We start from the raw sequence: 19,491 nt of genomic DNA on the forward strand, positions 1-19,491 counted from the left end.
TGACATGAGTATCCGGAAAAATACCTCGCTGTCGCATCTGCGGCAGAAACTGCTGCCGTGGAGCCTGCCGCTCGCGCTGGTCGTACTGTGGCAGATCGCTGCGCAGACTGGCTGGCTGTCCAGCCGCGTGCTGCCGGCGCCGCTCGACGTGCTGAAGGCCTTCTGGACGCTGGCGGTCAGCGGCGAACTGTGGCGCCACGTGCTGGTGAGCGCGCAGCGCGCGCTGAGCGGCTTCGCCATCGGCGGCGGCCTGGGCCTGCTGCTTGGCCTCGCCACCGGCTCGTGGAAACGGGTCGAAACCCTGCTCGACACCACGGTGCAGATGATCCGCAACATCCCGCCGCTGGCGCTGATCCCGCTGGTCATTCTGTGGTTCGGCATCGACGAGACGGCCAAACTTTTCCTGGTGTCGCTGGGCGTGTTCTTCCCGGTCTATATCAACACCTTCCACGGCATCCGCTCGGTGGACGCCGGTCTGATCGAGATGGGCCGCTCCTACGGTCTGCGCGGCTGGGCGCTTTACCGCGACATCATCCTGCCGGGCGCGCTGCCGTCCATCCTGGTTGGTGTGCGGTTCTCTCTCGGTTTCATGTGGGTCATCCTGATCGTGGCGGAAACCATTTCGGCGCAGGAAGGCATCGGCTACATGACGATGAATGCGCGCGAGTTCCTGATGACCGACGTGGTGCTGGTCGGCATCCTGCTGTACGCCCTGCTCGGCAAGCTGGCCGACCTGCTGGCCCGCTCGCTGGAACGCGTATGGCTGTCCTGGCACCCGAACTACCAGACGCGCTGAGGAAGCCGACCATGTACTTCTCACCGGAAGAGAACAGCGAAGTGAGCGCCGCCGAACGCGTGATCAACGGCGCGGCCGTCACGCTGCGCGGCATCGGCAAGGCCTTCGGCGACCGCCAGGTGCTGCACGGCATAGACCTCGATATCCGTCCGGGCGAATTCGTCGCCATCGTCGGCCGCAGCGGCTGCGGCAAGAGCACGCTGCTGCGCCTGCTGGCCGGCCTCGACCAGGCCAGCGAAGGCGAACTGTCGATAGACGGCAGCGCCGACGACGTGCGCATCATGTTCCAGGAAGCGCGTCTGCTGCCGTGGAAGCGCGTGCTCGACAACGTGTCACTGGGCCTCACACCAGCCTTCCGCCGCCGTGCCCGCGAAGTGCTGGCGCGTGTCGGCCTGGCCGACCGCGAACGCGACTGGCCGTCCCAGCTGTCCGGCGGCCAGCGCCAGCGTATCGCGCTGTCCCGCGCACTGGTGCATTCGCCGCGCCTGCTGCTGCTCGATGAACCGCTGGGCGCGCTCGACGCGCTCACTCGCATCGAAATGCAGCAACTGATCGAGTCGCTGTGGCTGGAACAAGGCTTCACCGCCATCCTGGTCACGCACGACGTGCAGGAGGCGGTGGCGCTGGCCGACCGCGTGCTGCTGATCGAGGACGGCGCCATCGCGCTCGACCTTGACGTCCGTCTCGCCCGCCCGCGCGAGCGCGCCAGCAACGGCTTCTCTGCCTACGAGGCGCGCATCCTGTCGCGCGTGCTCAGTGCGCCGCCCATCGAATCCTCCGCGGCGTCGACCGACGCCTGGACACCGGGCATTGCCCATATTTCGTTCGCAATCTGAAAGGAAGCACCATGGCCATCACCGCAATCAATGTACGCAATCAGTTCAAGGGCAAAGTGAAGGAGATCGTCCGCGGCGACGTGGTCAGCGAAGTCGATGTCGACACGCCGGCCGGCGTCGTCACCTCGGTCATCACGACGCGCTCGGTCGACGAGCTGGGCCTGAAGCCAGGCGTTGAAGTGGTCGCGCTGGTGAAATCCACCGAAGTGTCGATCGCCCGCATCGGCAGCTGATCGCGAGCAGCGCATCGCCATGACGTCCACCGTCCTCATTATTCCCGGGCTTCAGGGCATGCCACCGGGACACTGGCTGTCATGGCTCGAAGGCGAACTTCCGGAGGCGCGCCGCGTGCCGCACGACGAGTGGAGTTCACCGGTGCTGGCACACAGAACGGGTCGCGTGAAGCAGGCAATCGCCCGCTCGGCCGGCCCGGTCTGGCTCATCGCGCATGGCTTCGGTTGCCTTGCCGCCATCATGGCCGCCTCCGACCGGACCGATCGCGTCGCCGGCGCGCTGCTGGTGACGCCCGTCGACCCCGAACGCTACGGTGCCGACGGTCCGCTGATCGAGGGTGAAGAGACGATACCCCGCAAGCCGTCGATCTCGGGACTGCTGCCGCAGACGACATTGGGCTTCACCTCGTTGGTGATCGCCAGCGCCGACGATCCGGACATGCGTCTGGTCACCGCCAGCCAGTGGGCCGACAGGTGGGGCAGCCGACTGCTGCTGACCAGTGCGCTGGGCAATATCGACCCGACCGTTCATCGGGGCGCCTGGCCGCAATGCCTGCGCCTGTTCCGACTGATGCATCATGCACAACGTGACCTTCCGCTGGGCAGCTTCGCGGAAGGAAACGAACCGGCCCCGCGCCGGCACGGCTGGTTGGCAAAGCTTCGACGCCAGTCGCGGGCGACGCTCTGATGCCGCTGCACGCCGAAGTATCCGGACTCGCATTGATGCTCGCTGTCCCCCGACGACGGCAACCGACACCCGACGCCAGCAGACCCTGCACTTCTTGAATGAAAGGACCACATCATGACTCTCAGACTGGGCGACATCGCCCCCGACTTCGAACAGGATTCCAGCGCCGGCCGCATCCGTTTCCATGAATGGCTCGGCAACAGCTGGGGTGTGCTGTTCTCGCATCCGGCGGACTTCACGCCCGTATGCACCACCGAACTGGGCCTCACCGCCAAGCTCAAGGGTGAATTCGACAAGCGCGGCGTCAAGGCCATCGCACTGTCGGTCGATCCGGTCGAGTCGCACACGCGCTGGATCGCCGACATCAACGACACGCAGAACACCACCGTGAATTTCCCCATCATCGCAGACGGCGACCGCAAGGTGAGCGAGCTGTACGACATGATCCACCCGAACGCGAATGCCACGCTGACCGTGCGCTCGCTGTTCATCATCGATCCGAACAAGAAGGTGCGCCTCATCATCACCTACCCGGCGAGCACCGGCCGCAACTTCGACGAGGTGCTGCGTGTGATCGATTCGCTGCAGCTCACCGACAAGCACTCGGTGGCCACGCCCGGCAACTGGAAGCACGGCGACGACGTGGTCATCGTGCCCTCGCTGCAGGACCCGGACGAGATCGCGCGCCGCTTCCCCGCCGGGTACAAGGCCGTACGGCCCTATCTGCGCCTGACGCCGCAGCCGAAGTAAACAGACGGCCACTCCGGCATCGAAACGCCCGGCCCCGGCCGGGCTTTTTTTCGTCCACCGTCGGGCTGCACATAGGCTTCATCCGGCAAAGCTGTGCTGAAGAAGCTGCGCAGAACAATTCAGTTCCCCTGGCTGCGGGCAGTCCGTAAGGTCGAGCCATCGCAATCAGGAGTACCTCAGATGGCCATCCTTGTCGTCGGCGGTGACCACCCCAACCAGTTCGCTGACTCGGCACGCGAGGCCGGCATAGACCGCCTGCATCACTGGAGCGGCCGACGCGCCGCCGACCACCATCAACCGCTGCCGCGCGACCTGCGCGGCATCGTGCTGCTGATCGATCACGTCAATCACGGCATGGCCGCGCGCGTGCGCAGGCTTGCCAGCCAGCACGGACTGCCGGTCGTCTACAGCGCGCGCAGCCGCTCGCAGATACGCAACGCACTGTCGCAGCTGGCGGCCTGAGCCCGGTCGGGAACTGCATCACGGCCGCGGCCTGCGCCGCGGTTCCGAGTCACGGAAACGCAAGGCGGCGGGCGCTATAGTCGCCGCGTACGCCGGAGCATCCATCTGCTTCGGCCCTCCTGGTGAAAGGTTTCCGCGTGCGCACGCTCGTCATCATCGGTGCCGGCTTCAGCGGCACGGCCTGCGCCTGTCAGTTCCTCGCCCGCTGCGGCGATGGCTGGCAGGTCAGCCTGATCAACGCCTCCGGTCCGGTCGCCCGCGGTCTGGCCTACGGCACCCGTTCGCCGCTGCACCTGCTCAACGTGCCGGCCGGCCGCCTCGGCATGGACCCGGCGCAGGAAGGCGATTTCGTCCGCTACCTCGACGAGACGGGGCATCGCTACCGCGCCAGCGCCTTCGTGCCGCGCATGCTGTACGGCGAGTATCTGGAACAGCGCCTGCGCCAGGCCGCCGACGCCCATCCGGGCCGCCTCGACATCCGAACGGCGCGGGTCGATGCCATCGAGCGGCGCCTTGCCGGCGGCTTCCGTCTTCACCTGTCAGGCGACGCGACGCTGGATACCGATGCCGTCATCCTCGCGATGGGACACCTGAGTCCGGTCGCGCCACTGCCGGGTCTGGATGCGCTGGGCGCCGCCTACATCAACGATCCGTGGTCGGGCGCCGTCGAGCACATTGGCCCCGACGAGCGCGTGCTGATACTGGGCAGCGGCCTGACCATGCTCGATGTGGTTGTCGATCTCGCACGGCGCGGTCACCGCGGCCCAATCACCGCGCTGTCGCGCCGCGGCCTGCTGCCGCGCTCGCACCGCGCGCAGGACGCACCTCCGGCCACCATCCCGCTCGACCGCGAAGCGCTGCTGCAGGCCCGCAGTGCGCGTGCGCTCACCCGCCTCGTGCGCGCTGCGGTCGCCCAGGCCGAGCGTGCCTGCGTCGACTGGCGCGACGTGATCGGCTCGCTGCGTGCCCTGACGCCGGCGCTGTGGCAGAGCCTGGACGAGCGCGAAAAGCGGCGCTTCGTGCGCCATGTACGGCCGCACTGGGAGGTGCTGCGACACCGCACCGCTCCCGAGCCCTTCAACGCGATGAACGCGCTGCTGCAGGACGGTCGCCTCACCGTCGCCGCCGGACGGCTGCGCGCTGCGGCAGCTGATGAGGGCGGCGTGACCGTGCGCTGGGATGAGGCCCGCCGCGGTCCGCAGGCGCAGCAGTTCGACCGCATCGTCAACTGCACCGGCCCGGGTCACCGCATCGACGCCCAGCGCGCACCGTTGCTGCACCGTCTGCTGGAAAGCGGTCTGATGACGCAGGATCCGCTCAAGCTCGGCCTGATGGTCGACGCCCGCTGCCGGGCCATCGACGCGCGCGGACGCAGCGTGGACGGGCTGTACTACGTGGGCCCGCTACTGCGTGCCCAGTTCTGGGAAGCCACCGCGATACCCGAGCTGCGCAAGCACGCCGCGGCGGCAGTGGACAGCCTGCTCGCCGCTGGCGGTTGAGCGTCAGCCGCGATCAGTCAGTCGACTTCGCAGCGACGCACACGGCCGAGGACAGCCACGATTCCCAGTCCTGCCGCCATCAGCGCCCAGACATCAGGTTCCGGCACCGGGCCGACGACTGACCGTCCACCGCTGCCATAGAGCGTGGCACCGGCCTCCGGTGTCCAGGTGGAATGGAAGGAATTGAATGAATCGAAGAACTGACCGTCGGGCGTGCCGTAGACGTAGGCGGACATGAACAGATCCTCCCTAAGGTCCACGCCCTGGGTGGCGGCCGTGAAACTGAGGTCATAGGCGAAGTTGTACACGCCGTCCTGATCGTCGTCCTCCCACACCAGGTTGAACAAGGGATTGAACACCGGCTGGCCGGACGGCCCGGCAATCATCAGCGGTTCCAGCGTCGACTGCCCGGTCACCAGATTCTCGGTTGAGAACGCGCCATAGGGCGCCAGCGGCCCCTCACCCTGTTGCACCGCGAAGTGGAAACTGTGGAAGGCGCCTGCCGACCACAGTGCGTAGGACACGCTGAAATTGGCGCTGCCCGCGGTGAATTGCCCGTCCTGGTGCAGATTCACGGTGAAGGACGCCGCCGAGGGCACGGCCGTTCCGCACGCATCGGCATCGCAGACGAAACCCTGATCGCGATAGAACAGTTCGGAGTAGACGTGGCCATTGACCGGCGACCGGGCGCTGACCTCGATCTTCGCCGCGAGCTTGCCATTCTCGAAACCGATCTGCGAACGCGCGTGGCTGTCGGCATCGAGCCAGGCCGAGCTGGCGCCGCTCCACAAGGCGGTATCGCCGTTCCATGGCTGGCCGTCGGACAGCAGGCCGCCACCGGGCAGGCTCACATAGCTCCAGCTGCGGAAGGTGTCGTTCGGGACCGCCTGAGCAGCGCCGCTCAGGCAGGCGGTACCCAGCAGCGCAGCGAGGCTGGCACGGATGCGGAACGGGACAAGGTGTTTGGACGTCATGGCAGGCTCCATCGACAGTGGACCAGATCACGGCCTTGCGTGCGGCCGCGACGGGCGGTGCATCAGCGCACCCCCTGTTGTCTTTCTATGCCTGCCGTGCCCGGTGCGATCTGACCTCGATCAAGGAAGCCCGCAGGCGCGCCGCTCCCCGGTCTGCAGCCGCCACAGCGAGGCGTAGATGCCGTCGAGCGCACGCAACTGGTCATGGGTGCCGGATTCGGCGATGCGCCCGCCGTCGATCACGTGGATGGTGTCGGCGTGGCGCACCGTGGACAGCCGGTGCGCCACGATGAGCGTCGTGCGGCCGACCACCAGACGCTCCAGCGAGCGCTGGATGGCTGCCTCGGTTTCGTTGTCCACCGCCGAAGTCGCCTCGTCCAGAACCAGTATCGGCGGGTCCTTCAGGATCGCGCGCGCCAGCGCCAGCCGCTGCCGCTGGCCGCCCGACAGACGCAGGCCGCGCTCGCCGACCGGCGTGTCGTAACCCTGCGGAAGTGCAACGATGAAGTCGTGCGCCTCGGCCGACTTCGCCGCCTCGATCACCGCCTCGCGCGTGGCGTCCGCCATGCCGTAGGCGATGTTCTGTGCGACCGAGGCGTCGGCGAGGAAGGTGTCCTGTGCGACATAGCCAATGGCGCGGCGCAGGTCCTGCAGGTTCAGTTCACCGATCGGCACGCCATCGAGCAGCACCCTGCCCTGCTGCGGCTCATAGAAGCGCAGCAGCAGCTTGATCAGCGTGCTCTTGCCTCCACCGGTGCTGCCGACGAAGGCGGCACTGCGGCCGGCATCGATGCGCAGGTCGACGCGATCCAGCGCGGGCCGGGTCGTTCCGTCGTAGGCAAAGGACACCTCGTCAAAAACCAGTTCGCCGCGCACCTCGGCGCGCGGCAGCGCCCGCCCTTCGTAGGCGATGTTCACCGGCGTCTGCAGCAGATTCATCACCCGCTCGATCGACGACATCGAGCGCTGATACAGATCGGTCAGGTCGGCCAGCCGCGTCAGCGGCCAGAGCAGGCGCTGGGTCAGGTACACCAGCACCGAATAGCTGCCGACGCCGATGTCGCCGTTCAGCGCCATGAAGCCACCATACAGCAGGGTCACCGTGAAGCCAGCCAGGATGGCCATGCGGATGACCGGCGTGATCGCGGCCGACAGCCGGATCGCCTCGCCGTTGCGTGCGCGGTAGTCATCCGACCCCTGTTCGATGTGGCCGGCCTCGTACTCCTCGGCGGCGTAGGCCTTCACCGTGGCGATGCCCTGGATGTTGTTGTTCAGCCGAGCCGCCAGCGCGCCGGCCGCTTCGCGCACCGCGCCGTAGCGCGGTGCGAGCCGGCGCTGGAACCAGAAGGCGCCGTAAAGGATGAGCGGCACCGGCACCAGCGCGAGGAAGGCCAGCTCGTGCGTCAGTACGAAGAACACGCCGCCCACCATCAGCGAACCGACGAACACCTGGATCAGGTCGTTGGCGCCGCCATTCAGGAAGCGCTCCATCTGGTTGATGTCCTCGTTCAGCACCGCCAGCAGATTGCCGCTGCGGTTGCGCTCGAAATAGGCCATGTCCAGCTTCTGCACGTGGCGGTAGGCCTCCATGCGCAGGTCGTGCTGCAGGTTCTGCGCAAGGTCGCGCCAGCGCACGTCGTACAGGTACTGGAACAGCGATTCGCCGACCCACACGACGACCGTGATCAGCGCCAGCAGCACCAGTTGGTCCTTCGGATCGACGATGCCGACGCGCGCGAGGAAGCTGGCTTTCTGGTTCACGACCACATCGACCGCGACGCCGATCAGCACCTCCGGCAGCACATCGAAGAACTTGTTGAGGACGGAATACAGCGAGGCGATGCGCACGTCGCGGCGGTAGTTGCGCGCGTGCGAGAACAGGCGGGAAAGCGGATGCATGGCGGGCTCGGGGAAGATTTCGGGCGGGCCGCTCATCGATGCCGGCGGCGTGCCGCCATCATGACAGACGGCCGCCCCTCCGGGCGGCCGCAGGTGTACGGCACAGCACCGCGTGTGCTCAGCGGTGCAGCCAGCGGGCGTGCGCGCTGCGCGCCAGGTGATCGAGCGCGTAACCGAGCGCACCGACCAGCACGATGACGGCCATCAGCTCCGAGTAGGCGAGGCGGTCGCGTGTGTCGAGGATGAAATAGCCGAGCCCGGCCGACACGCCCAGCATTTCGGCCGGCACCAGCACGATCCAGATGATGCCGATCGCCAGTCGCACGCCGGTCAGGATGTGCGCGGTGATGCCGGGCAGCACCACGCGCAGCACCGTCTCGCGCCGGGTGGCCGACAGGCTGCGTGCCAGCAGCAGCCAGTTCGGATCGAGCTGCGCGACGCCGGACGCGGTATTGAGCAGGATGGGCCACACCGCGGCGAAGGCGAGCAGGAAGTACACCGGCGCGTCGCCCACGCCCAGCACCATCACCGCGAGCGGCATCCAGGACAGCGGCGACACCATGCGCAGGAACTGGAACAGCGGTGTCGTGCCCTGGGCGAAACGGCGCGACAGCCCGGTCAGCACACCCAGCGGCACACCGATGGCAATGGCCAGCAGCAGGCCTACCGCGACCCGCTTCAGGCTCACCAGCACGTGCGGCCACAGCTCGCCGCTGCCGAGCAGCTGCCACAGCGCGTCGGCCGACGGCGCCGGCGCGAAATCGGCCGCGATCGGCATGCCATGCGCCAGCCAGGCCGAGCCGGCCAGCCACAGCAGCAGCGCGCCCAGCAGGCCGGCCAGCGGGAGGACGAAACGCGCGCTCATCACACCCGCACGACTTCCTTGCGCCGCAGGTCGGCAGGCAGGCCGAACACCGAGGGCCCACCGACCAGGTCGATGGCCCGGCGCACGAAGCGGTCATCGACCAGGTCGCGCGCGACGAAGGCCGGATCGAGCGCATCGAGGAACTTCGTGTCGCCCTCGACCCGGGTCTGCTTCACCGCGCGCACCAGCTCTTCGGTGTAGGACGGGAAGGGATAGGGCTGGAAGTCGATGCGGCGCTGGTACCAGCCCTTGTTCTTCACCACGCCCGACGCTTCGTAGCTCGCGTAGTCGGTCGCCGCCAGCACCTTGGAAAGAACCGGCAGCGCGTGCGGTGTGTACTTGCCCTCGCCTGCCGCCGACAGCAGCTTGGCGGTATCCAGCTGGTTGCTGCGCGTCCACAGCTGGGCACGCACGATGGCGTTGGTAACGCGCTGCGCCCACTCCGGCCGCTCGCTGGTGTCGCGTTCGGACAGGAAGGTGACGCAGCACGCGTGGTTCTGCCACACGTCACCCGAGAAGCGCAGCACCTTGCCCACGCCCTTGGTTTCGGCCAACGCGTTGAAGGGGTCGGCCACGATGTAGCCGGCGATGGACTTGCCGGCCAGTGCCGACACCATTTCGGCAGGCGGCAGCACGATGAGGTTCACTTCGTTCGCGGCCAGCTGCGCCTCCTTGGCCTTGGTCACCGCCGTCAGACCGTTCGCGCGCAGCACCTGCTGCAGCAGGATGTTGTGGATCGAGTACCAGAAGGGCACGGCCACCGTGCGGCCGCCCAGATCGGCGACGGTCGAGATCGACGGATCGACGGTCAGCGCCGAGCCGTTCACATGGTTCCAGGCGACGATCTTCGCCGGGAATTTCGAGCCGTAGCGCACCCACAGCGCGGCCGGCGTCAGCAGGTGGATCACGTTCACCTGCCCGGCAACGAAGGCCTCGACGATCTGCGCCCAGCTGCGGAACAGCCGTGGCGACTCGGTCCTCAGGCCTTCCGCCTCGAACAGCTTGCGCGCGTGCGCCACCAGCAGCGGTGTCGCATCGGTGATCGGCAGGTAACCGATCTTCACCGGCTGGTCGTCGCCCTTGAAGGCCTGCGCACGCGCGTCACCCGCACGCAGCAGCGGCGCCGCCACGCCGGCCAACGTCAGTGCACCCAGCTTCAGCATGTCGCGGCGCGTCAGCCCGCAACCGCAATCGGACGAAGCGCAGATATGCAGCTTCCCATCCTTGTTCATGTCATGTCCTCTTCTGATGGTCTTGGTTTCAATGCGCGCGCAGCACCTGCAGCGCGTTCAGGATGTCCAGCCGCAAGGCGGTCACGGCCGCAGGCTGCGCCTCACGCGGGCGCTCGATATCCACTGTCCATTCGCGGACGATGCGGCCAGGCGTGCCGCCCATCAGCAGGATGCGGTCGGCCACCAGGATGGCTTCGTCGATGTCGTGCGTAACCAGCAGCGCCGCGGTGTGCCAGCGATGCACCAGCTCCACCAGCAGCGCCTGCATTTCGGCACGCGTGATGGCGTCGAGTGCGGAGAACGGTTCGTCGGCAAACAGCAGCTGCGGCTCGCGCGCCAGCGCGCGGGCAAGGGCCACGCGCTGCGCCATGCCGCCGGACAGCTGTGCCGGATAGCGATGTCCGTGTCCCGCCAGCCCCACCGCGGACAGCGCATGCTCGACGCGCGCGGCGCGCTCGCTGCGCGCCAGTCGAGGTTGATGCTCGAAGTCGAGACCGAAACCGACATTGCCCGCTGCATCAAGCCAGGGCAGCAGCCCCGGCTGCTGGAAAACGAGTGCGGCGCGCGGATGCGGCGCCCGCAGCGGCTCGCCGAGGAAGTGGATGTCACCCAAGGCGGGCGCCTCCAGCCGTGCCAGCACGCGCAGCAAAGAAGACTTGCCGCACCCGCTGCCACCCAGCAGGCAGACGATCTCGCGCGGCCGGACCTCGAGCGACACGCCGCTGAACACCGGCCCGCCACCGTCATAGGCGTAGGCCAGATCACGTGTCAGCAGCGTGGACACCGGCGCGGCGAGCGCCGCCGGTTCCGGGCGCAGCAGCGCCCTGGGCACCGCTGCGTTCACGCCGCCCTCGCCTGCGCCTGTGCGCGCTTCAGCAATTCGCCCTGCAGTTGGGTGACGCTGGGCGTGATGACCGGCACGAAGGCCGATTCCTGGAGGCGGCGCGCGAAACCGAACTGCGGATCGACCAGGTAGGCGCGACCGCCGCTCGCCTGCAGTTCGAGCTGCACCGCGCGCTGCACCGTATCGGCCAGCGCGATGCGCAGCCGGAATAGCGCCGCCGCGTCGCTGACGAAGCGCTGTGCGGCCAGTCCATCGAGCAGCGCCACCACCTGCTTGGCCAGCGCGTCGCCAACCGCGTCGAGTTCGTCCTGCAGCGTTGCGCGGGCGCTGTTGCAGCGCGCCTGCGCGGCGGCCAGTGCGGCGCGCGCCAGGCCGATGGACAGGCCGCACTGCAGGCCGAGAAAGCCAGGGCGCACGCGCGGCAACCAGTCACGCGCGTCCGGCGCGATCACGTCGGACGCGTCGATCAGCGCACCGTCTATGGTCAGCGCCGCGGTATTGCTGCCGCGCATCGCGATCAGGTCGAGATCGGCCGTACGCGATACGCCGGCGTGGCGACCGTCGAGCGCAACGATGAAGGGCGGCTCGCCTTCGCGCGACGACACCGCCGCCGCAAACACGAAGCCCGACTTGCGCAGATTGGTAACCCAGGGCAGCTTGCCGTCCAGACGCCAGCCCTCGCCGGTGCGGCTGGACTCGATCTGCAGCGATTCAATGCCGCACAGGAATTTCATCGCGTTAGACAGGCCAGTCGCGCCGGCGTGCTTGCCGGCCAGCAAGGCCGGCAGCCGGCGTTCGCGCAGCGCCGCGTTCGGGCTGGCGAGCAGATATTCGATGAAGGCGCGATGACCCCAGAACACGAAGGCAGCCGTCAGCGAATGCTTGGCCACCGCGGCGATGGCCTCGACCGCATCGCCGGTGCTGCCACCGGTTCCGCCCATCGACTGCGGCACACCGATGGCGAACAGTCCGGCGGCGGCCAGCGCGGGCAGCAGCGCCTCGTCGTCGGAGGTGCCGTCGTTCAGTGCCGGCGCGTGTTGCTGCAGCCAGTCGCGCAGGCCGTCCGGCAGCCGTTCGTGAGTGTTCGTGTTCATGCCGTCAGCACACCGGCACGGAAGGGTTCGAGCTGCGGATTGACCGGGCTCTGCGCCAGATTGTTGGCGAAGTTGCACAGCGTCGCCAGGCTGATGCCGAGGATGACTTCGAGCGCCTGCGCGGGCAGGAAACCGGCACCGGTGAACTCCGCCAGCACGCTGTCACTGACGGCGCCGCGAGTGGCGATGACCTCTCGCGCAAACGCGGCCAGCGCATCGAGCCGTCCATCGCCGACCGGACGCCCGTGCTGCAACGCGACCACCGCCGCCTTGTCGAAGCCGGCCTTCTTCAGCGCAATGGCGCTGTGGCCGGCCACGCAGAAGTCGCAGCCGTGAATGCTGGCGGCCGTGATCTGCACCACCTCGCGTTCGGCCAGCGAAAGGCTGGCACGCCCGTTGATCTCGCCGACCGTCAGATAGGTTTCGAGCGCGACCGGCGCGTTCGACAGCGCGGCGATCAGGTTGGGCAGGAAGCCGTTGTTGGCGATCACGCGCTCGACGAGGGCACGGCTTGCTTCGGGTGCGGTATCGGCAGTGTGCAGGGTGAGGCGGGTCATGTTGATTCTGCGGAACGCAGGCTGTTGCGATCCGCAGAATCTAAGTGTCACACCGCCCAACACCAACCAACTTAATCTGCAAAGCTTTGCATCATCGGGAACAGCAATCGACGGGCAAGAAGACTTCTCGATGCATGCCGAGCATCGAGAACGGAAGGTCAGCCGTCCGTAAGCGCCGAGACAAGAGCAGGCGCCCGTGACACAAGTACGTCGCCCGGGTCGGCACGAAGAACGCCCTCGTCTGCGGTCCGACACAGGCGCATCGCGACGTCGAGGAAGGGCGCGATCGGCCCGGCAAAGCGGACCTCACTGTCTTCGTCAACGATGATCAGGGTTGGCAGGCTCTCGATCTCGATATCCAGACGGGCAAGCAACTCGTCATGCACCTCGATATCCACCCACCGGCAGTTGTCGGCGGCACGCCTCGCGCTTACTTCGTCAAAGGACGCTTGAAAGTCGCGGCAGGTGCCGCACCACTCGGCGCACAAACAGAGAACGGTGAGGCTCATCGCTACATCCGGTCGTCAGGACGGAAACGCGCACGATACGACGCTCGAGCCGGGATCCGGAAGCACCTGCATGCATGGGACGATAACCCGTCTGACTGGGGTGGGTGCGTGAACTCACGCACCCACCGTCCGGTGCGTTCGATTCGCCGGGGTTCACCGCCTGCGTTGCCCCGCCAGCCGCCGGACAACGGTGGCGAAGCGGTCGACTTCCTCGCAGGTGTTGTAGAAGGCCAGCGAGGGACGCACCGTGGTTTCCAGGCCGAAGCGACGCAGGATGGGCTGCGCGCAATGGTGACCGGTTCGCACGGCGATGCCTTCCTCGTTCAGCGCCTGGCCGACTTCGTCGGTGGTGTAGCCCTTCAGCACGAAGGACAGCACGCTCGCCTTGTCGGCCGCGGTGCCGATCAGCCGCACGCCCGGTATGTCGCGGATCGCGTGCGTGGCATAGACCAGCAGGTCATGCTCGTAGCGCGCGATGTTCTCGATGCCGACGCGATCGACATAATCCAGCGCCGCACCCAGCCCCACCGCGTCGGCGATGTTGCCGGTACCGGCCTCGAAACGCGCCGGCGGCGGATGGAATACGGTGCGCTCGAAAGTGACGTCCTGGATCATGTTGCCGCCGCCCTGCCAGGGCGGCATGTCTTCCAGCACGTCGCGCTTGCCGTACACCACGCCGATGCCGGTGGGGCCGAAGATCTTGTGGCCGGAGAACACGAAGAAGTCGGTGTCCAGCGCACGCACGTTCACCCGCATGTGCGACACCGACTGCGCGCCATCCACCAGCGTCTTCGCACCGGCACGATGCGCCAGCTCGACGATCTCCTGCACCGGCACGACGGTGCCCAGCGCATTCGACACCTGGGTCACCGCGACCAGCTTGGTACGCTCGTTCAACAGGCGCTTGTATTCCTCGAGCAGTACCTGACCACTGTCGTCGACCGGGATCACGCGGATCTTCGCGCCCTTCTCAGCCGCCAGCTGCTGCCAGGGCACGATGTTGGCGTGGTGTTCCAGGTGCGACACGATGATTTCGTCGCCGGCGCCGATGTTCTTCGCACCCCAGCTCTTGGCCACCAGATTGATCGCCTCGGTCGCGCCGCGCACGAAGATGATTTCCTCGACCGAACCTGCGCCGATGAAGCGCGCCACCTTCTGCCGCGCCGCCTCGTAGGCATCCGTCGCCCGGGCGGCCAGTTCGTGCGCCGCGCGGTGGATGTTCGAGTTCTCGTGCGCGTAGAAGTACGACAGCCGGTCGATCACCGCCTGTGGCTTCTGCGTTGTCGCGGCGTTGTCGAACCACACCAGCGGCCTGCCATTCACCCGCTCGGCGAGTATCGGAAAGTCCCGCCGTACCGCATTGACATCGAAAGGCGGATGACGGCCGGCGTCGGCATTCGGCACCCGCCCGGCGTGACCGACCGTGGGCGCCACCTGGCTGTAGACGAAGTAGTAGGCCGGCGCCGACGGCGCGGCCGGCTGCACCTCGCGTGACGGCTCGGCCAGCAGCCCGCGCAGCGCGTCGTCGCCGGGCAGGCCGAAGGAACGGGCACTGACGCGGTCATCGACCTGTGCAGGCGCCGACTGCAGCGCACTCGATTCGCCGAGGAAATAGTACGGCGACGAGGGTGCCGAAGCACCGCCCGGCTGCGGGAAGGCGGACGCGCCACCGAGCGGCGGGAGCGCTGCCGCGTAGGCCTCGGGCACGCCCTGTGCAACGCCCGCGCGCGGCGAGCCGACCGGGTAGGCGTCGGCTGCCACGTCGGGCACATGATTCTGCGCGGTCGCGTGCGGTACCAGCTTGGGCGACGAGGCGCCCAGCGACAGACCATGCTGCGGTGCGACCGGCGCGGCCGCCGCAGCCGTGCTCGACGGCGCGCTGGCCGGGACCGGCGGCACCGGCGATTGCGGTGTCGGCGCCGGCGCAACCGCCAGCGGTGCATCGAACGAAGGCGGCGTCTGCCCGGGCAGCGCAGCGAACAGCTCGCTGGCCAGGCGCGACAGCACCGACTCGTCGGGCGCGCCGGGCGGCAGCGGAGAGCTCAGACCGCTCACGTTACTGCTTGTAGGTGTCGGGATACTCATGGTACTTGCCGATCTCCACGTCATCGAGCACAGCCAGCGCGTCTTCGGTCAGCACGGCAAGAGAGCAATACAGCGAGATCAGGTAGGACGCGATCGCGTTGCGGTTGATGCCCATGAAACGGACCGACAGGCCCGGGCTCTGTTCACCGGCCAGACCCGGCTGGAACAGGCCGACCACGCCCTGACGCTTCTCGCCGGTGCGCAGCAGGATGATCTTGGTCTTGCCGTCCTCGACCGGCACCTTGTCCGACGGAATCAGCGGCAGGCCGCGCCAGGTCAGGAACTGCGAACCGAACAGGCTCACGGTGGGCGGCGGCACACCGCGGCGGGTGCATTCGCGGCCGAAAGCGGCGATCGCCAGCGGATGGGTCAGGAAGAAGCCGGGCTCCTTCCACACCTTGCCGATCAGGTCGTCCAGATCGTCCGGGGTCGGCGCGCCGGTCAGCGTCGAAATGCGCTGGTCGTCGTGTACGTTCGCCAGCAGGCCGTATTCGGGGTTGTTGATCAGTTCGCTTTCCTGCCGCTCCTTGATCGTTTCGATGGTCAGACGCAGCTGCTCCTTGATCTGGTCGTGCGGGCTGCTGTAGAGGTCGGACACGCGGGTGTGCACGTCGAGCACGGTGGTGACCGCATTCAGGAAGTACTCGCGCGGCTGTTCGTCGTAGTCGACGAAGATCTGCGGCAGTTCCGCTTCGTCGCGCTGCGAGCACGCGACACGCACGTCCTGCGGGTTCTTCACACGGTTCACGCGGTAGATGCCCGCCTCGACCGGCAGCCACTGCAGCAGATGAACCAGCCAACGCGGCGTGATGGTCGATAGCTGCGGGACGGTCTTGGTGGCGTTGGCAAGCTGGCGGGCGGCGTTGTCGCCAAGCGCCAGCTGTTCGGGTGTGTCGGCCATGAAAGGCTCCTAGCAAGGGGAGGTTGTTTATGCGAAAAACTGCTAAGCAAATATCTATTTCTTCTATGCGGCATTCAACCGGCTATAGCCACCAATCGGTTCGTCGTCCGTCCGTTCAGGCGATCGTGTGCTGCACGGCAGCTGGCAGCTCGTCCATGCGTTCGCAGCCGTCGAGCAAATCGCCGGCCGGCAATTCGAGCGCCAGCGCGAGCTTGACCACCGTGGCGAGCGAGGGCATCGCGCTGCCGCGCTCGACCTCGCCGAGGTAGGAGCGATTGAGTTCGGCGCGCTCAGCCAGTACCTCCTGCGACCAGCCGCGCAATTCGCGCGTCCGCCGCACCGCACGGCCGAAGCGGCGCGTCAGCGCCTCGGCCAGCGGTGGCGTCGGCCTTCCGTGCCAGGCTGTCATGGCTCGACCAGTTCCGCCGCGACCGGCACGTTCTGCAAATTGGCCTGCGTGACCTGACTGCCGGGCGGCACGCTGCGCGTGAGCCACACATTGCCGCCTATGGTGGAACCGCGTCCTATCGTGACGCGGCCAAGGATGGTCGCACCGGCGTAGATGACCACGTCGTCCTCGACCACCGGATGACGCGGCAGCCCTTTCTGCAACGTGCCAGCCTCGTCTGCCGGGAAGCGCTTGGCGCCCAGCGTGACCGCCTGGTAGAGCCGCACGCGCTCGCCGATTACCGCGGTTTCGCCGATCACGACACCGGTGCCGTGATCGATGAAGAAGCCGGCGCCAATCTGCGCTCCCGGGTGGATGTCGATGCCAGTGCTCGAGTGCGCCGCCTCGGAAATGATGCGTGCGACCAGCGGCACGCCCAGCGCGTACAGCTTGTGCGCAATGCGGTGATGAATGACGGCGAGTACGCCCGGGTAGCACAGCAGCACCTCGTCCACGCTGCGCGCAGCCGGGTCGCCCTGGTAGGCCGCCAGCACGTCGGTGTCGAGCAGCGCACGCAGGCCGGGCAGCGACAGTGCGAATTCGGCGACGATGGCTCGCGCCAGCAGGTCGACGTCAGCCTGCGGCGATGCCGCGCGGCGCGCGTCGTAGCGCAGTTCCAGCCGCACCTGGTGCAGCAGGGCGTTGAGCGCGGCGTCCAGCGTGTAGCCGATGTAGAAGTCCTCGCTCTCCTGATGCAGATCGGACGGGCCGAGCCGCATCGGGAACAGCGCGCCGCACAGCGCCTCGGCGATGTCGCGCAAGGCCTCGCGCGACGGGAATTCGCGCGCGCCGCACTCCGTCGTGCGCTGCTGCGCGCCACGCCAGCGGGTGCGGATGTCGTGCAGCTCGGACACGATGCGATCGAGCTGCCACGACCCTTCGGAATCGGTCGCCCTCGTGAGGCCGCCCTTCTTGAGTGTCATTCGGGATCTCCGATACGGGTTCTGAAAGCGCAGCCGCGACAGCGACCGCAATGCGTCAGTCCTGTTGCCAGGGCAGGCCGCTGACCACCCAGCCGCCACTGTTGCGACGCTGGCTCTCGGCGTTCAACTCGCCTTCGAAGCCTTCGAGCACGTTGAACACGTGACGGAAGCCGGCTTTCGCCGCAGCCTCCGCAGCGGCGGCCGAACGCTTGCCACTGCGACACAGCAGCAGGATGACGGCGTCCTTGCCAACCTTGGCTTCCAGTTCCTTGACGAAGCGCGGATTGCGCGTCATCGACGTGCCCGTCGCCCAGGCGACATGGATGCTGCCGGGCACGTGACCAACGAACTTGCGCTCCTCTGCGGTCCGCACGTCCACCAGTACGGCGTCGCCCGCCGAAACCAGTGCCCAGGCCTGGTCCGGCGTGATGCCACCGGCGTACAGCAGCGCGTCGTGCTCGGCTCGCTCGCGGGCAATCGAAAGCGGTGGTGCTTGAAGCACCGCCGCACGGGGTGAGGACGCAAGGGCGTCCGCAGTTGCAGCAGTCATGACTTCCTCCTCGGCGTGGCGACACCGGCGATACGCCGCCTCGCGGGCGGCTCCTGCATCGGCCGGAGCGGGGCGGACGCAATGGCATCGCTCCCGGTGACGCCAATCTATCGGTCGCACAGGCGCACTCAAACCAATTGAATTTCAGAACGAATGCACGAAATGCTTTGCGCAAAATCAGCTAGCGCATCGACCACGCCATGTGGTGGCGGTCGGTCCGTGCTCAGTCAGACCGCCCACGTGCATAAGCTCAGCAGGATTAATTGGTTTGACCGCTGGCTTCGGCCGCATAGATTTGTGGCCATGAACTTCCTTGGACGCCGCCGGCTGCGCCGGCCCGAAAAACGCCCCGACGCCCCCGAACCACTCCCGCTCGGCGACAAACTCCTGGCGGCCGTGATCCTCGCCTTGGGCATTGCCCTGCTCTACCGCACCTGGCTGCTGGTCGAATGACGCTCGCGCACCGCTTGCCCTTTCCGGAGACACCATGAACACCGTCGACACCACCTGGTCGGCGCTCGAGCGCTACCTTTGCGCGCTGCCGCGCATCGCCGACGGCGATCACCCACTGTGGGCGACGCCCGATGGTCGCGTGGCCGGCCGCTTCATGCGCGGCAGCCTGTCCTCCGTGTTCCAGCCGCTGCGTCGGCTGGACGATGGCGCGCTGGCCGGTCACGAGGCCTTCGTCCGCTCCTTCGACGCCACCGGCGGCGATCTGTCGCCGTGGAACCTGTTCGCCAACGCGGCGGAGGACGACGCACTGATAGAGCTCGACCGCCTGTGCCGGACGCTTCATGTGCTGAACTACTTCGGTCGCCCTGGCGACACCGGGAGCCTCTTTCTGAACGTCCACGGCCGCCTGATGCTGGCGGTCGGCGAAGACCACGGCAGCGCCTTCGGACGTGTGCTGTCGGCGCTGAAGATCGAGCGCCGCAAGGTGGTCATCGAATCACCTGACGCCATGACCAGCGACTTCGCCATGCTGGCCTACGTGATGCTGAACTACCGCTACAACGGCTATCGCATCGGCGTGAATCTGTTGAACGCAGGGCAGCTGGACGAACTGCTGCGCCACGTCCGGCCAGATTTCGTCAAGCTCGACGCCGGCCGCGACGACACGCTGCGCGATCTTCCGAAGCACGCGAAGACCTGCGCCCGTCACGGCATCGAGCTCATCGTCCGCCGCATCGGCAGCGAGGCCGCGCTCGCCCGGGTGCGCGCGGCCGGGGTTCACCTCGGCCAGGGTTATGCGCTCGGTCATCCCGCGCCGGCCGCGGCATTCCCGAATCACTGATAAGCACATCGTTTCTTGTTGGTTCACGCGCCCTGCCCGACTGCCTAGGCTG

General features: G+C 67.4%; 22 protein-coding genes. 9 read left to right on the forward strand and 13 right to left on the reverse strand.

All coding sequences use genetic code 11. The annotated features are described in order from the left end of the window. The first annotated feature begins 4 nt into the window (after nt 1-4). The 7 genes from ssuC to WDZ97_RS05740 all read left to right on the forward strand — a co-directional run bounded on the left by ssuC (nt 5) and on the right by WDZ97_RS05740 (nt 5,264). Nucleotides 5-796, forward strand: coding sequence for an aliphatic sulfonate ABC transporter permease SsuC (gene ssuC / locus WDZ97_RS05710; protein WP_425762081.1), 792 nt, complete (start codon nt 5-7; stop codon nt 794-796). A gap of 11 nt (nt 797-807) precedes the next feature. Continuing rightward, a complete protein-coding gene (locus WDZ97_RS05715) occupies nt 808-1,632 on the forward strand; it encodes an ATP-binding cassette domain-containing protein (protein ID WP_341421414.1) in 825 nt (274 codons plus the stop codon). A gap of 11 nt (nt 1,633-1,643) precedes the next feature. Further along, entirely contained in the window at nt 1,644-1,865 is a 222-nt protein-coding gene (locus WDZ97_RS05720) for a TOBE domain-containing protein (RefSeq protein ID WP_425762082.1), read from the forward strand. Between the two features lie 19 nt (nt 1,866-1,884). Continuing rightward, the gene (locus tag WDZ97_RS05725) at nt 1,885-2,553 is read left to right on the forward strand and encodes an RBBP9/YdeN family alpha/beta hydrolase (RefSeq protein ID WP_425762083.1); all 669 of its coding nucleotides are present in this window, start codon (nt 1,885-1,887) and stop codon (nt 2,551-2,553) included. A gap of 114 nt (nt 2,554-2,667) precedes the next feature. Next, nucleotides 2,668-3,303, forward strand: a complete 636-nt coding sequence (locus WDZ97_RS05730) for a peroxiredoxin (RefSeq protein WP_019918381.1) — start codon at nt 2,668-2,670, stop codon at nt 3,301-3,303. A 180-nt stretch (nt 3,304-3,483) separates the two neighbouring features. Beyond that, a complete protein-coding gene (locus WDZ97_RS05735; RefSeq protein ID WP_020164542.1) occupies nt 3,484-3,765 on the forward strand; it encodes a DUF2325 domain-containing protein in 282 nt (93 codons plus the stop codon). A gap of 137 nt (nt 3,766-3,902) precedes the next feature. Then, nucleotides 3,903-5,264 (forward strand): FAD/NAD(P)-binding protein, encoded by a 1,362-nt coding sequence (locus WDZ97_RS05740; protein ID WP_425762084.1) that lies wholly within the window; start codon nt 3,903-3,905, stop codon nt 5,262-5,264. 17 nt (nt 5,265-5,281) lie between these two features. Here WDZ97_RS05740 and WDZ97_RS05745 read toward each other — a convergent pair whose 3' ends face one another. The 13 genes from WDZ97_RS05745 to WDZ97_RS05805 all read right to left on the reverse strand — a co-directional run bounded on the left by WDZ97_RS05745 (nt 5,282) and on the right by WDZ97_RS05805 (nt 18,145). Further along, the gene (locus tag WDZ97_RS05745) at nt 5,282-6,238 is read right to left on the reverse strand and encodes a PEP-CTERM sorting domain-containing protein (RefSeq protein WP_425762085.1); all 957 of its coding nucleotides are present in this window, start codon (nt 6,236-6,238) and stop codon (nt 5,282-5,284) included. A gap of 120 nt (nt 6,239-6,358) precedes the next feature. Continuing rightward, nucleotides 6,359-8,137 carry an ABC transporter ATP-binding protein gene (locus tag WDZ97_RS05750; RefSeq protein WP_425762086.1) on the reverse strand — a complete coding sequence of 593 codons (1,779 nt, stop codon included), beginning with the start codon at nt 8,135-8,137 and terminating at the stop codon, nt 6,359-6,361. 118 nt (nt 8,138-8,255) lie between these two features. Then, on the reverse strand, nt 8,256-9,002 hold the full coding sequence (locus WDZ97_RS05755) for an ABC transporter permease (protein WP_425762087.1): 747 nt from the start codon (nt 9,000-9,002) through the stop codon (nt 8,256-8,258). Further along, nucleotides 9,002-10,234, reverse strand: coding sequence for an ABC transporter substrate-binding protein (locus WDZ97_RS05760; protein ID WP_425762088.1), 1,233 nt, complete (start codon nt 10,232-10,234; stop codon nt 9,002-9,004). Before WDZ97_RS05760 ends, WDZ97_RS05755 begins: the two co-directional genes overlap by 1 nt. Nucleotides 10,235-10,262: 28 nt before the next feature. Beyond that, nucleotides 10,263-11,078 carry an ABC transporter ATP-binding protein gene (locus WDZ97_RS05765; RefSeq protein ID WP_425762089.1) on the reverse strand — a complete coding sequence of 272 codons (816 nt, stop codon included), beginning with the start codon at nt 11,076-11,078 and terminating at the stop codon, nt 10,263-10,265. Then, nucleotides 11,075-12,172: an acyl-CoA dehydrogenase family protein gene (locus WDZ97_RS05770; protein ID WP_425762090.1), complete on the reverse strand. Its 1,098-nt coding sequence runs from the start codon at nt 12,170-12,172 to the stop codon at nt 11,075-11,077. Before WDZ97_RS05770 ends, WDZ97_RS05765 begins: the two co-directional genes overlap by 4 nt. Beyond that, nucleotides 12,169-12,729: a carboxymuconolactone decarboxylase family protein gene (locus WDZ97_RS05775; RefSeq protein WP_425762091.1), complete on the reverse strand. Its 561-nt coding sequence runs from the start codon at nt 12,727-12,729 to the stop codon at nt 12,169-12,171. The genes WDZ97_RS05770 and WDZ97_RS05775 overlap by 4 nt, the downstream gene beginning before the upstream one ends. Nucleotides 12,730-12,887: 158 nt before the next feature. Beyond that, nucleotides 12,888-13,238, reverse strand: coding sequence for a thioredoxin family protein (locus tag WDZ97_RS05780; protein ID WP_425762092.1), 351 nt, complete (start codon nt 13,236-13,238; stop codon nt 12,888-12,890). A 153-nt stretch (nt 13,239-13,391) separates the two neighbouring features. Beyond that, complete coding sequence (locus WDZ97_RS05785) at nt 13,392-15,293, reverse strand: family 2A encapsulin nanocompartment cargo protein cysteine desulfurase (protein WP_425762093.1); 1,902 nt, start codon at nt 15,291-15,293, stop codon at nt 13,392-13,394. 1 nt (nt 15,294) lies between these two features. Beyond that, complete coding sequence (locus WDZ97_RS05790; protein WP_019918395.1) at nt 15,295-16,224, reverse strand: family 2A encapsulin nanocompartment shell protein; 930 nt, start codon at nt 16,222-16,224, stop codon at nt 15,295-15,297. Between the two features lie 115 nt (nt 16,225-16,339). Beyond that, a complete protein-coding gene (locus WDZ97_RS05795; RefSeq protein ID WP_425762094.1) occupies nt 16,340-16,633 on the reverse strand; it encodes a helix-turn-helix domain-containing protein in 294 nt (97 codons plus the stop codon). After that, nucleotides 16,630-17,595, reverse strand: coding sequence for a serine O-acetyltransferase EpsC (gene epsC / locus WDZ97_RS05800; protein ID WP_019918397.1), 966 nt, complete (start codon nt 17,593-17,595; stop codon nt 16,630-16,632). Before epsC ends, WDZ97_RS05795 begins: the two co-directional genes overlap by 4 nt. A gap of 55 nt (nt 17,596-17,650) precedes the next feature. Further along, a complete protein-coding gene (locus WDZ97_RS05805; protein ID WP_425762095.1) occupies nt 17,651-18,145 on the reverse strand; it encodes a rhodanese-like domain-containing protein in 495 nt (164 codons plus the stop codon). A 303-nt stretch (nt 18,146-18,448) separates the two neighbouring features. On the opposite strand from WDZ97_RS05805, the gene WDZ97_RS05810 reads away from it, so the two are divergent. Together WDZ97_RS05810 and WDZ97_RS05815 are read left to right on the forward strand one after the other, a co-directional pair. Next, nucleotides 18,449-18,598, forward strand: coding sequence for a hypothetical protein (locus WDZ97_RS05810; protein ID WP_425762096.1), 150 nt, complete (start codon nt 18,449-18,451; stop codon nt 18,596-18,598). A gap of 34 nt (nt 18,599-18,632) precedes the next feature. Beyond that, entirely contained in the window at nt 18,633-19,439 is an 807-nt protein-coding gene (locus tag WDZ97_RS05815) for an EAL domain-containing protein (RefSeq protein ID WP_425762097.1), read from the forward strand. The last annotated feature ends 52 nt before the right edge of the window (nt 19,440-19,491 follow it).

Origin of the sequence: Methyloversatilis sp. MC4-4 (assembly GCF_049843555.1) — a bacterium.
GTDB classification, from domain to species: Bacteria; Pseudomonadota; Gammaproteobacteria; order Burkholderiales; family Rhodocyclaceae; genus Methyloversatilis; species Methyloversatilis discipulorum_B.